This is a genomic window from Methanobrevibacter smithii ATCC 35061, assembly GCF_000016525.1.
GTDB lineage: Archaea > Methanobacteriota > Methanobacteria > Methanobacteriales > Methanobacteriaceae > Methanocatella > Methanocatella smithii.
The window spans coordinates 54,237-67,051 of record NC_009515.1 but is presented as its reverse complement, the minus strand read 5'-3'; the positions used below and the strand labels follow the sequence as shown (position 1 = coordinate 67,051).

The window sequence follows — 12,815 nt, the reverse complement described above, 5'->3', positions numbered from 1 at the left end:
AATAAATATAAACTTGTTCTTCCATATATAATATTATAAATATCAGTTATGATTATTTTATATTTTGATAATTATGGGGAAATGAAAGGTTATTTAATTGATTAGTTCACAGTTATTTTAATAGATAAATATCCTGAAATAGTTTTTAAACTAATTTAATGGAGGTATTATGATGATTACATGTAATGTTTGTGGCCATCTGAATGATTCATCAAGAGCAATATGTGATGAATGTGGATCTGACTTATCAGATAGTCTGGATTGGGGGAATGACTTTGATGACAGTGATGATTTTGATTAAGTGATTCATAAGTATATAAAATTATTTTGAGAGTCTGAATTTTTTTCGCGATGAATATGATGAGATATAGTAATTCATAGAGAAATTTAATAATAAAATTGAAAAACATTTATGTCTTTCTGAAATTGCATAAATACTGATGAGTACAAAGAATATTACAATGTTTATAGATATAAATCAGTATATAAAAATTTAAACGAATTAATAGATTTATTTAAAGAAAAATTGTTGATTTAATAATATTCTGCGAAAGTCTGGTGAACGAATATTTTCTGGTGTAAATTTGGTAAAGTATTACTAATAGGTTTTTTTTAGTTATTAAAAAAAGTTTTAGGAGAATAAGATCTCCTTTTAAATTAGTTTTGTTGTGTTATTTTTTGGTTTTAAAAGTTTTTTATTTTATTTTCCAAATTCTGCTTTTATTTGTTTAATTGATTCAATGTTTAATTGAGTTATTGTTGCTATTTGTTTTATGGTGTAATTTTCTTTTAGCATATTTTTTGCGGTATTTATTTTTTCTTCTTCTTTTCCTTCTTGTTTTCCGTTTTCGTAGTCTTCTTGTCTCCATTCATCTATTATTTTCATGGTATCCCTCAGTATGTTTGTTAATTTTTTGTGCTGTCTTTCATTTTTGATGAATTTTTCCACTATTAATAATTCTATTCCAAATACAAAATCACTGCTGCATTTCATTGATTTTCTTACTTCATCTAGTGTTTTCACGGTTTTTTCTATTTGTTTGTCTAATGGTTTTTTTGAGCTCATAAATGGAGCTAAAGCTAAATTTAGCATTTCATGTCGGGTTATTTTTTGATTATTTTTTATTTTATTTTCTATATTATTTATAATTTTATCACCATCAAAGTCTTTTAGTGATACTATTGGAATTGTAAAAACACAGTCTTTATTTATTTTGTACTGTTTTATTTTTGTTTTCTCAGCAGTACTGATGACTATTAGTATTAGTGGTTTATTGTTTCTTTTTGCATAATCTACAAGGGCAGTGTATAACCTGTATCGTTTTTCATCTATTGTTTTTACAATTGTTGACTGGAATTCAGTTAATACAATTAAATGATCTAATTCCAGTATCATGTCTGTTTTGTATATTTTAGGACCTAATTCTACTAATTCTGTAGGATTATATGTTAAATTTTCGGATTTAAAGTCTATTTCTTTTATATTTGCATTTGATTCTTTAAGAAGTTTCAATAATCCAAACCCATCTTCTTTTGTAGCATACTTGAATAATTGATCTTCACTTTGATGAACCATTTTTTCACCTCTTATTTTTATTAGTTATATCCCGTATTATGAACTATCTAGTATTTAAAATAGTTAGTTTTTAAAAATAACAATTTTTAGGTCTTAATATAAAATTTTAAAGGTAAATAAATATTATAATTGTAATATGGAAATAGTGATGTTAAATTATTTTGGGAAATGTATATGATTTATTTTAAATAGATTTAGTTGGAATAGTGAACTTTAGCTAGTTTTATCATAAATTTATTATTCTATAAGTGATAAAAATATTTATAAAGTGATTATTATGATGTTATTCCCACAACTTCCGTTGTACGCAATAGCAATAATTTGTGGTATTTTATCTTTTTTAGTAACAAGATTATCAATGCCTAGAATTATTAGAAAATTAGAAAAGGCAGATATTGTAGGTAAGGACCTGCATAAATCATGGAAGCCGATTGTGGCTGAAATGGGTGGATTTGGTATCCTATTTGGATTTATAATAGGTATTTTTTCAGGAATATGTATGCATGACATTCTTACATTTCCGTTATGCATTGTTTTAATTGTAATTCTTCTTGTAGGGATTATAGGTATTGCTGATGATTTGCTTGTGCTTTCATCAAAAGAAAAGCTGTTCCTATTGTTTTTGGCAGGTATTCCTTTAATATGGGCAGCACCTCCAAATGTTGGAATTGTATATCTTATTTGTATTCCGATAGCTATTTCAATCGGATCCAATTTAACCAATATGCTGGCAGGTTTAAATGGAATTGAATCAGGGCTTGGAATAATTGCACTTACCTCTTTAACAATATCCTGTATTATTTTGGGAAAATATGATGTTACAATTATCAGTATGAGTATGCTTGGAGCTTTAATAGCTTTCCTGTACTTTAACAAATATCCTGCAAAGATTTTCCCTGGAGATACTGGAACTTTAATTATAGGGGCAACAATTGTTTCAATAGCTTTTATAGGTCGTGTAAAATTAATTGCTTTGATTGTGCTTTTGCCTAACATTATTGATGCAGCCCTTAAATTTTACAGTGCAGGAGTTATGGAAAGGCAACAGTTCAAACCGACTCAGGTAGATGAAAATGGAAATCTGGTAAGGCCTGAAGTCGGATTCAAATCTTTAATCAGGCTTGTACTGCGAAAACCGATTCCTGAAAAGCAGGCAGTTAAAATAATTTGGGCTATTGGAATTGTTTGCGGATTAATCGGTATAATTGTTGCAATAGTAATGCCTGATGTGCTTCAAAACCAGACATTGGCTAATTTCATGCAGATTAAGGAATTCTTTTATCAGTTAGGATGATTTGAATGAAACCGTATGTTATTTTAAATGCAGCTATGACACTGGACGGAAAAATAGCCACTAAAACTGGCAGTTCCAATATTTCAGGTGAAAAAGATTTGAAAAGAGTTCATGAACTTAGACGTGAAGTTGATGGAATAATGGTTGGGATCAATACGGTTATTGCAGATAATCCCAGATTAACGGTTCATAAAATAGATGCAAATCCTGAAGACAATCCTGTTCGTGTGGTGGTAGACAGCAAATGCAGAACTCCAATAGCTGCACGCATAACAAATAAGGATGCAAAAACCATAATAGCGGGAGCTAATGACTATAAACTTGAATTTATTGTAAGTGACAGATATGCCAATTTTACTAAAAGGGGAATTGACTTCTTTTTCAGCGGGGATAAAAGAGTTGACCTAAAAGATTTAATGAATTATCTTTATGAAAGCGGTATTAAAACACTGATGCTTGAGGGTGGTTCAACTCTAAACTTTTCAATGATTAAAGAGGGTTTAATTGATGAAATAAGAATTTGTGTCGCTCCTTTTGTTGTTGGGGGTAAGGATTCACATACATTATTTGACGGTGAAGGATTTGACACAATGGATGAAGGGGTAAGACTGGAGCTTTTTGATTCATTTAAATTAGGTGATGACTTAATATTGCAGTATAAAGTTTTGAATAAGTGATTTTTTTCACTTATGCTATTTTTTTAAAACATAAATGCAAATGGCGGATTTTTGCAAATGCAATATCTGCAGAGAGATTTCTGGTCTTTTATAAATTTTGCTCTTCCTTTACAGTAATAGCTGTTATTTTTCATGTAAACCTCATCCTTTTTAGGGTCATTTCCATAAGGATGCAGAGGTTTTTTAACTATTAGTGCCAGATACAGTGAAATGTATTTTGTAAATTCTTTAGTTTCATTGTCGTTTGGAGCATATTTGTCAAAATAAAAGTTAATGTCTCCTTTTATTTTTTGAACGACTCCATCGTTTATTTTGAAATCATTTTCAAGCTCTTTTTCATAGATTTCATCATAAACTCCAGAATTATATTTGGCCAGTGATTTGGTAAGGGGATCTTTGTATCTATCATCAGTTACCTTGTTTTTCAGATAATCAATTGGATAATCCTTTAGGTTTTCTCTTATTTCATTAAGTAATTTTGATGCTTTCATAAAATCCCTTTAGATTTAAGTAATTCCCGAGGATTATCAACAATAGCAGCCATAGCTTCTTTTTTACTTAATCCTGCCCCAAGAGCTATTTCATAAGATTTTTCAAAGGTAATTAGATTATCCGGTGAATGGGTATCTGTATTTACAAGTAATTTATTACCTACTTCACTGGCTATGTTGGCTACATGACCGTTTCCAAGACAATGGCCACTTCTTGCACTTATTTCCAGATAGATTCCATTTTCTTTTGCAATTTGAGCTTCTTCATAGGTAATCAAACCGGGATGGCCTAGAATGTCTACATATTCACTGTTGACTGCCGCATAATTGGTTCCTTCAATTACAGGTTCATTTAATGTTTCACCATGAACAACAACAATTTGTGCACCTAAATCTTTTGCTTTTTTAGCTACTCCGTCAATAGATTCTGTAGGTACATGAGTTACTTCAGCACCTAAAACAACCTTGATGTTCCAATTGGCATTAATATCGTCAATAGCTTTTTGTATTTGAGGTATCTGCTCAACATTGGAGTAATCAACATGGTCGGTAATAGCTATAACTTCGTGATTTAAATTAGCAGCTCTTCGGGCCAATTCTGAAGGCAATAATTCTCCGTCACTAAATAAACTGTGCATATGTAAATCTATTCTTTTATTCAAAGTTTTTCTCCCCAGTATAATTGTTATATTATTGAGTTATATCAAATATAATAAATAAATATTGCCCATTATTTTTTTTAAAATGGAATATACTTAATAACGGTTTTTTATATAAATTATATTTAGATAATAAGGAGATATTTATGTCTGGAGATTTGATTTTATATTTTTCACGTGCAGGTGAAAATTATTATGAAGGTGATTTGAAAGTAGTTGAAAAAGGAAACACTGAAGTAGTTGCAGATTATATTAAAGAGATAACTAATGGGGATGTTTTTAAGGTAGAACCGGAAATTCCCTATCCTGAAGATTATATGGAATGTACTGAAGTAACTAAAAATGAGAAAAATGGCAGAGTATTAAAGGAAACCCTTGAAGATGTTGGGGATTACGAAGGGGTTTATATAGGATTTCCCATTTGGTGGGGAAAAATGCCGATTGTTTTTGAATCTCAGTTAGATAAATTGGATTTTAAAGGTAAAGTTGTAAAACCTTTTGTTACTCATGAGGGTTCCGGTTTTGGAAAATCTAAAAAACAATTAAAAAAGCTATGTAAAGGTGCAGATATTAGAAATGGTCTTGAAATTAAGGGCAGTGATGTTTTAGGTTCAAAAGACAAAGTCAAATGTTGGATTAATGATAATTTATAATTTTTTTTAAAGTTTTTTTTTATTTATTGCTGTTTTATGTAATATTTTTTTATAATTTAAATAATTTTAAATATTTTAAAATACTACTTTTAATTATAAAATTTATATTGTCTAATGAAAAAAAAGAAATTTTTTAATAATTTTTTCAGTACAAAGAAAAAATTTCATTTAATTAAATATTTTTTCTATAGGTAATATTTTTTTTATTAGAAATGGTGGTAAAATATGATTAAAAGAGAACATTATTTAAATCAAATAATTGATTTAATTGATAAGGATATTATTAAGATTTTAACAGGAGTTAGGCGTTCTGGCAAATCTGTATTGTTACAACAGGTTGTTAATCATTTAAAAAATAATGGAATAAAAGAGGAAAATATTATTTTCATTGATTTAGAATCACCAGACTTTCTTAGTTATTCAACAATAAATGACTTAAATGAATATATAAAAAGCAAATCTAATAAAACAGATAAATATTACTTGTTTTTTGATGAAATTCAAAGAATTGAAGGTTGGCAAAGACTTGTAAATGCATATTTTTCATTAGATAATTTTGATGTTTATGTTACAGGATCAAATTCTAAATTATTAAGTGGTGAATTTGCAACATATTTGACAGGACGTTATATTAATATTAAAATATTTCCTTTTTCATTTGTTGAATATTTGGAATACAACAAAGATTCTAATTTGTCCGAAAAAGAATTATTCATGGAATATTTAACATTTGGGGGATTTCCAGCATCATTTGAATTGAATAATAAAATCCAATATTTAAAGGACTTATTTGATTCAATTGTATTTAATGATATTGTAAAAAGGTTTGATATTAAAAATGTTGATTTGTTAATTAGATTAACTCATTTTTTAGTATCAAATATAGGTCAGTTGGTTTCAGCTAATAGTATTGTTAAATATCTTAAAAAAGATAGGATAAATGTTTCTGTAAATACTGTTTATAATTATATTTCTTATCTTGAAGAGGCTTGTTTGATATATAAGGTGAAAAGAGAGGATTTAATTGGTAAAAAAATATTAAATCATTTGGAGAAATATTATGTTGTGGATTTAGGTTTTAGAGAATCTATTTTAAAAAAAGATTTGGATATAGGTCAGTCTTTAGAAAATATTGTTTATTTTGAGTTACTTAGAAGAGGATATGAAGTTAATATTGGTAAATACAATACTAAAGAAATTGATTTTATTTGCAGAAAAGGTTCTGAAAAAATTTATATTCAGGTAACTTATATTCTAGCTAATGAAGAAATTCATAAAAGAGAATTTGATCCACTTTTAAAGGTAAATGACAATTATCCAAAATATGTTCTTTCATTAGATGATTTTGATATGTCTTATATGGGAGTTAAACATCTTAATATTATAAATTTTTTAACAGGTAATGAGATTTAAATAATATTAAAAAGTAATTTTATAGTATGGATATTTCAGTTTTTGTTCCGGGTCACATTACCGGTTTTTTTAGCATTGAAAATAATGCAAATCCTTTAAAAAATGGGTCCTGTGGAGCTGGTTTTTTAGTAAACAGAGGTGTTTTAACAGATATTTCTTCTTGTGATACTTTGGAAATTGAAGTTAATCAGGGAGATTATACAGTTATTAATGAAGTTTTGAAGATTTTAAAGATTGAAAAACCGGTTAAAATCACTCAGGATATTCAGCTTCCAATTGGAGCGGGATTTGGAACATCAGCTGCATCTGCATTAGGTCTGGCTATTGCTTTAAATGAATTTTTCAGTTTAGGATATACTTTAGAGGAATGCGGTCAGATAGCTCACAGGGCAGAAATTAATTTAGGTTCCGGGTTAGGTGATGTAATAGCTCAAATGGGTAAAGGCATAGTTTTAAGAACAAAGGCTGGAGCTCCGGGGATTGGTGAAATAAAATCTTTTCCTGATGAAGAAATCATAATAGCTACTAAAACATTTGGTGAAATTGACACTGCATCTGTTATTCAGAATCCAGAATATAAAAAAATAATTTCAGATGCAGGTTTGGAGTTAAAAAACAGATTTGTAGAAAATCCGTCAATTGGGAATTTTTTAGACTTTTCTTTTGAATTTTCAGAAAAGACAAATCTGATGTCTGATGAAGTAAGTGAACTTATTGATTATTTTAATTCTTTGGATGATATTTTAGGTTCTTCAATGGCAATGCTTGGAAATACTGTATTTGCCTTTGCATCTAATAGAGATGTTTTTAAAAACATGGATATTGAAGGCTTAAATATATATGAACTGGATAATATTGGTATAAAATATGATAAACATTAGCTATAATATAAAGGAATATAGAAAAGAGCTATTTAATATAGCTGATGACGGAAATACCATTATTGAGTTGGGATGTCATGTAGGAAACACTACAAAACTAATTTTGGATAAATTTGACAATGTAAAAATAATAGCTATTGATAATAGTCCTGAAGCTGTAGGGAAAATGGAAAAACTTGCTGATGATTATTCCAATTTAACATTTATATCTGGTGATGTAAGACGCCATGAGATTCTTCTGGAAGCTTTTAGGTTAACTCAAAAGTGTGATGTTTTATCTGTTGATTTAGGTGGAGGATATCATCCTGACACTGTTTTTAAAGTATTTTACATTTGGTCATCAACATTCAAACCAGTTCATTCAATAATTAGAAATAAAGGATTAGTTGATTTTTGTAATTCAGCTAGTGTAAGCTGCAAGGATTTTAAATCTCATGAAGGCCATCTGGAATCTTACATTGATGAAGGAATTCCTCCTCAAATTAAAGAATTTGAATTATGGACACCTTCTTTAAGGAAAAAATAGCTAATTATAAATAATTTATTAACAAAAGTATATTTATTGATTAATAAGTAAATTTTTACTTGATTTTTTAAATAGGTTATTTATAGGTGCAGTATGCCAACAAATTTTGAATTTTTAAAAGAAGACTATCCTGATTTATTTGATTGGGCTCATGACATGGAAAAAAAAGTTAAACAAGACCCTAATGGAGCTATTAATTCAGGTTCTAAATTTTTTGAAAGAATTTTAAATATATTACTTGAAAATGCCAGAATTCATCCTAAAGAAACATATGTTGAAAAAATAATTGATTTAAAAAATAAGAAAGTCATTGATTCCAAATCAGAGAAATTGCTTCAAAAAGCAAGAAAATACCGTAATGATGATAGACATAGTGATTCTTCGTCAAATGAAAGAGTGGCATTAGCTTTTTTAAAAGTTATATTTAATATATCTGTATGGTTTATGGAGGATTATAATAATGAAATTATTCATAATTCTGATTTTGATACAAATATTTTAACCCAGATTGAAAAAGAAAGTCAAGTATCTAAAGAAGACATAGAAAAATTTGAAAATAAATTGTTGAATATGTTAGAATTTAAGATGGAACAAATAAATCGTAAAAAAGAAGAGGTAGTTAATCTTGTTGAAGATAATTATATTCTTAAGGAGGATGTCGGTAAAATAGTTAATGATGCTGTGAATTTGGCTATGATACAATCTAGTGAAGATAAAGCTAGTCTTGAAAATAAAATACTTAATCTTTCAAAAGAAAACGAAGAATTAAAAAGAGGTTTTGAATCTAAATTTAATGATCTTAAAATCAATTATTCTGAAAATAATAAAGAAGAATTGGTAAATTTTATTGCAGATAATTATTATTCTAAAGAAGATGTCGGTAAAATAGTTAATGATGCTGTGAATTTGGCTATGATACAATCTAGTGAAGATAAAGCTAATTTTAAAAAAGAACTACTTAATCTTTCAAAAAAATATGATTCTTCAAGAAAAAATCTTGAAGATAAAATTGACAATTTAACAATGGAATATTCTAATGCTGATTTAAGCAAGTTTGTTACAGATAATTATGCTCCAAAAGATGAAATTTATAAGATAGTTTCTAATGAAATTGAAAATTTAAAAAAAGAATCAGATGAGGATAAACTTAATTTAGAAAAAATGATGTTAATTATTAATGAGGAAAATGAATTAATGAGAAAAGATTTTGAATCTAAATTAAATAGTATTAACGAGCAAACATCGGATAAAAGTAATAAAGAGCTTGAAAATTTAATTATTAAGGATTATGTTCCTAAAAGTGATTTAAAAAAGCATATTGATTTAGCAATTAAAGAATTTGCAAAAACTCATAATATAGAAATTAGTGAAATTTACAATCCTCCTGAAGAAATTTTAATTGAAAATCAACCTAAATTTGTTCCATCTAAACCTAAAAAACAAAAAATAAAACCTAAAAAATTAAATGAAGATCAAGAAGCAGCTGTTATGTATGATGGTAAAAAACCTCTTTTAATTGAAGCAGGCCCAGGTTCTGGTAAAACTACAGTTTTAATTGAAAGGGTAAAATATCTTTTAAATAATAAAGGTATTGATCCTGAAAGTTTACTTGTTATTACTTTTACAAAAAAAGCAGCTAATGAATTAAAAACAAGATTAAGTGAAGAAACAGATAATATATCAGAATTAGATGTTCAAAAAATGCAGATATCTACTATTCATGGTTTTTGTGCTAAAATTTTAGAAAAAGCAGGGTATGTTAATTTAAGTATTATTGGTGATGATTTAGGTGAAAAAATTAATATGTTTGTTAGAAAACATCTTGAAGAGTTAGGATTCACTGGAATAGCTTATGCTTCTAAAAGGGATGCTAAAAACATTATTAATAAATATGAGGAATATTGTACTTTTGGTGTTGATTCACAAAATCTTATAAAATATATTCAAGATAATTATCCAATTAGTCAAGATTACATTGATTTTGTAGAACAATATATGGAAGAAAATGAAGGTAAATTTCCTAAAATGGAAGTTAAGGAAAATAAGGAATTTAAACAATCTTATTACAATGCCTTGTATTTACAAGTAGCTAAATCTTATCCAATTTATAAAGAATTAATGGAAAAAGAAAATGTTATTGATTTTGGTCATATGCAACTAAAAGCACTGGAATATCTTAGAGAAAATCCAGATTCTGTTTTTAAAAATATTTTAATTGATGAATTCCAGGATACTGATCCTATTCAAATGGAAATTTTTAAAATTTTAATGAAAAATTGTGATAGTGCTACTTTTGTAGGAGATATTGATCAAAGTATTTATGGTTTTAGAGGTTCTTATGACAATTACTTTGAACAGTTATCTAATGAATATGATGTTAAAAGAATAAGTTTAAATACAAATTATCGTTCAACTAATCAGATAATTGATGTGTCTGAAGCACTTATTAAACCTCAAAGAGATGTTCATTCTGAAAAGGATTTAAAAGGTAATAGGGACATTGATTTCCCGATTTATTATATTTCTAATGAAGATAAAGATAATGAAGCAGAAAATATCTGCGAATTTATTAAATATTTAAAAGAAACTGGTAAAATTGATAATTATAATGAAATAGCTGTTTTAACAAGGTCTGTTACTAGTAATGGTAATTGTATTAAACCATTAATGAATTTACTTAATGAAAATAATATTCCTTATGCTATTAAAGGAAATAAAGATTTACTGGATAAAGATGAAATTAAATCTATTTTAACATTGATTTATTATGTTATTTCAGAAGATAAAGATCATCATATAATGAACTCCTGGGAAAAGAAATGGCTTAACTTAAAGGCATTTACTGACACTGATTTTAAAATGAAGCTCTGTAATTTGTCTGATGAAACAAAAGAAATTCTTTTTAATATTCAGGAACAGTATGAAAATGATGTTGTTGCAGCTGAAAAAGATGTGAGTATTGAAGTCACTGGTAAAAAAAGTAGAGTTAGAAGTTTTGGTGGAGTATTTAAAAAATATAATAAACCTGAATTTGAAAATGGTCAAGAAATATTAAAAGATATTGTAAATAAAGTCAGTTTTCCTTATTTAAATGTTCAAAACTTAGAAAAGTGGGGAATTAAGAATAAAGATGATTTGGCTTTTTTTGATAAATTATTTGAAATTCGTGAAAATATTTTATCTGAAGATATTGAATATAAAAACAAATTAACTATTTTGGAAATTTATATGCGATTATTAGAGATAAATGATTATTTTAATGCAGATTTCATCAATAATCCTAATAATCAAGATGAAATTAGTAATTTAGCTTTTATATCAAATACATTATATAATTATGAGCAAATGTATTATAATAAAGCTATTCGTGGTGCTTTTTGGTTTTTATATACTAATATTGAGGATTATGGATCTTCAAATGTGGATCCTAATGGTGTTCAATTAATGACTGTTCATAAAGCTAAAGGATTGGAGTTTCCAGTTGTTATTGTAGCTTCATTTTCTGATAAAAAATTCCCATCTAAATTTATAAGTCCAAATCCTGATAATGGTTATATTCATGGAAAACCTGCTTTTTTTACTCCATATGAGTTTTTAAAATATAAAGATTTTGAAAATGAGTCAGAAGAAGTTTTAATTCATGAAGAAGAAGAAAATAGGATAATTTATGTTGCAATGACAAGAGCTCAAGACATTTTAGTTTTATCTTCACTTGTTCCTCCATCAGATAAAGAAAATGAAATTACTTATAAAGGTTCTTCTTTAGTTGAAGATTTACTTATAAATAAGAATTATGCTATGTCTCTTCAAGCAAAAGAAATTGAAATTCCAAAAACCGTTTGTAAAAAACCAGATTTTGAAGAGGAATTATTAGAGTTAAGTTTCACTTCTTTAAAATCATATCTTCAATGTCCGTTTAGAAACAAATTATTAAATCATTTTCATTTTAAAATTTCTGATAAAACTCAAATTACTTATGGTAAAGTAATTCATAAAGCTTTAGAAGTAATTAATAAACGCATAAAAGCTACTGGTGAATATTTGGGTGATGATGAGGTTAAAAACATTGTTGAAAACTTGTTCTACACAAATCCCAACATTGCTTATGATAGAAAACAGAAATTAAAAACAGATAAATTAGATGATATTGTTGATAATGTTATTCATTATTATCATACATTTGGAAATAAAATAAAAGTAATTGATTCTGAAGTTCAATTTAATGTAAAAAATAAAGATTATGGTATAACCGGAGCTATTGATTTAATATATGAAACTGATGATGGTAAAATTGGTTTATTGGATTATAAATATACTAGTTCTGAAGCTAAATATATGAAATGGCATAAAAAACAGTTGTATGTTTATGTTGGTGTTTTAAAATCATTAGAGGAATGGAAAAATAAAGAAATTAGTGAACTAAAAGTTTATGCAATTAAATCAAGGAAATTAGTGGGCATTCCTGTGGATTATGATAAGATTAATGAGATTATGCAAGAAATGGATACTGTGGCAAAGAATATTGATGAAAATAAATATCCTCGTCAAAAAGATCAACATTGTAATAAATGTGCGTTTAAAAGAATTTGTGGAATAGATTATGTAAATTAAAGGAAATTCATTAATTTGGATTTCTTTTTATTTT

General features: G+C 27.1%; 11 protein-coding genes. 8 read left to right on the top strand and 3 right to left on the bottom strand.

The features are described 5' to 3' along the window. The first annotated feature begins 169 nt into the window (after positions 1–169). Positions 170–301, top strand: coding sequence for a hypothetical protein (locus MSM_RS09370; RefSeq protein ID WP_255359940.1), 132 nt, complete (start codon positions 170–172; stop codon positions 299–301). A 399-nt stretch (positions 302–700) separates the two neighbouring features. On the opposite strand, the gene MSM_RS00320 is transcribed toward MSM_RS09370, so the two are convergent. Beyond that, the gene (locus MSM_RS00320; RefSeq protein WP_011953658.1) at positions 701–1,576 is read right to left on the bottom strand and encodes an RpnC/YadD family protein; all 876 of its coding nucleotides are present in this window, start codon (positions 1,574–1,576) and stop codon (positions 701–703) included. Between the two features lie 277 nt (positions 1,577–1,853). Between MSM_RS00320 and MSM_RS00315 the strand changes: the two genes are divergently transcribed. After that, positions 1,854–2,870: an MraY family glycosyltransferase gene (locus MSM_RS00315; RefSeq protein ID WP_004033951.1), complete on the top strand. Its 1,017-nt coding sequence runs from the start codon at positions 1,854–1,856 to the stop codon at positions 2,868–2,870. Positions 2,871–2,875: 5 nt separating this feature from the next. Then, positions 2,876–3,547, top strand: a complete 672-nt coding sequence (locus MSM_RS00310; RefSeq protein ID WP_004035055.1) for a 2,5-diamino-6-(ribosylamino)-4(3H)-pyrimidinone 5'-phosphate reductase — start codon at positions 2,876–2,878, stop codon at positions 3,545–3,547. A 23-nt stretch (positions 3,548–3,570) separates the two neighbouring features. On the opposite strand, the gene MSM_RS00305 is transcribed toward MSM_RS00310, so the two are convergent. Both MSM_RS00305 and MSM_RS00300 read right to left on the bottom strand, forming a co-directional pair. Continuing rightward, on the bottom strand, positions 3,571–4,038 hold the full coding sequence (locus MSM_RS00305) for a DUF2115 family protein (RefSeq protein WP_004035057.1): 468 nt from the start codon (positions 4,036–4,038) through the stop codon (positions 3,571–3,573). After that, on the bottom strand, positions 4,035–4,700 hold the full coding sequence (locus MSM_RS00300; RefSeq protein ID WP_019266115.1) for a histidinol phosphate phosphatase domain-containing protein: 666 nt from the start codon (positions 4,698–4,700) through the stop codon (positions 4,035–4,037). The genes MSM_RS00305 and MSM_RS00300 overlap by 4 nt, the downstream gene beginning before the upstream one ends. 143 nt (positions 4,701–4,843) lie before the next feature. On the opposite strand from MSM_RS00300, the gene MSM_RS00295 reads away from it, so the two are divergent. The 5 genes from MSM_RS00295 (at position 4,844) to MSM_RS00275 (ending at position 12,781) form a co-directional block, all read left to right on the top strand. After that, complete coding sequence (locus tag MSM_RS00295) at positions 4,844–5,350, top strand: flavodoxin (protein WP_004033947.1); 507 nt, start codon at positions 4,844–4,846, stop codon at positions 5,348–5,350. 225 nt (positions 5,351–5,575) lie between these two features. Continuing rightward, positions 5,576–6,763 carry an ATP-binding protein gene (locus MSM_RS00290; protein ID WP_011953656.1) on the top strand — a complete coding sequence of 396 codons (1,188 nt, stop codon included), beginning with the start codon at positions 5,576–5,578 and terminating at the stop codon, positions 6,761–6,763. 26 nt (positions 6,764–6,789) lie between these two features. Beyond that, positions 6,790–7,644 (top strand): pantoate kinase, encoded by an 855-nt coding sequence (locus MSM_RS00285; protein ID WP_011953655.1) that lies wholly within the window; start codon positions 6,790–6,792, stop codon positions 7,642–7,644. Next, positions 7,631–8,170, top strand: a complete 540-nt coding sequence (locus tag MSM_RS00280; protein ID WP_011953654.1) for a class I SAM-dependent methyltransferase — start codon at positions 7,631–7,633, stop codon at positions 8,168–8,170. The genes MSM_RS00285 and MSM_RS00280 overlap by 14 nt, the downstream gene beginning before the upstream one ends. Positions 8,171–8,263: 93 nt before the next feature. Next, on the top strand, positions 8,264–12,781 hold the full coding sequence (locus tag MSM_RS00275) for a UvrD-helicase domain-containing protein (protein ID WP_011953653.1): 4,518 nt from the start codon (positions 8,264–8,266) through the stop codon (positions 12,779–12,781). Positions 12,782–12,815: the final 34 nt, after the last annotated feature.

Excerpts from the sequence above, each read along its gene's own strand:
- MSM_RS09370 (WP_255359940.1), top strand. The coding sequence starts at position 170 with ATGATGATTACATGTAATGTTTGTGGCCATCTGAATGATTCATCAAGA.
- MSM_RS00320 (WP_011953658.1), bottom strand. The coding sequence starts at position 1,576 with ATGGTTCATCAAAGTGAAGATCAATTATTCAAGTATGCTACAAAAGAA.
- MSM_RS00315 (WP_004033951.1), top strand. The coding sequence starts at position 1,854 with ATGATGTTATTCCCACAACTTCCGTTGTACGCAATAGCAATAATTTGT.
- MSM_RS00310 (WP_004035055.1), top strand. The coding sequence starts at position 2,876 with ATGAAACCGTATGTTATTTTAAATGCAGCTATGACACTGGACGGAAAA.
- MSM_RS00305 (WP_004035057.1), bottom strand. The coding sequence starts at position 4,038 with ATGAAAGCATCAAAATTACTTAATGAAATAAGAGAAAACCTAAAGGAT.
- MSM_RS00295 (WP_004033947.1), top strand. The coding sequence starts at position 4,844 with ATGTCTGGAGATTTGATTTTATATTTTTCACGTGCAGGTGAAAATTAT.
- MSM_RS00290 (WP_011953656.1), top strand. The coding sequence starts at position 5,576 with ATGATTAAAAGAGAACATTATTTAAATCAAATAATTGATTTAATTGAT.
- MSM_RS00285 (WP_011953655.1), top strand. The coding sequence starts at position 6,790 with ATGGATATTTCAGTTTTTGTTCCGGGTCACATTACCGGTTTTTTTAGC.
- MSM_RS00280 (WP_011953654.1), top strand. The coding sequence starts at position 7,631 with ATGATAAACATTAGCTATAATATAAAGGAATATAGAAAAGAGCTATTT.
- MSM_RS00275 (WP_011953653.1), top strand. The coding sequence starts at position 8,264 with ATGCCAACAAATTTTGAATTTTTAAAAGAAGACTATCCTGATTTATTT.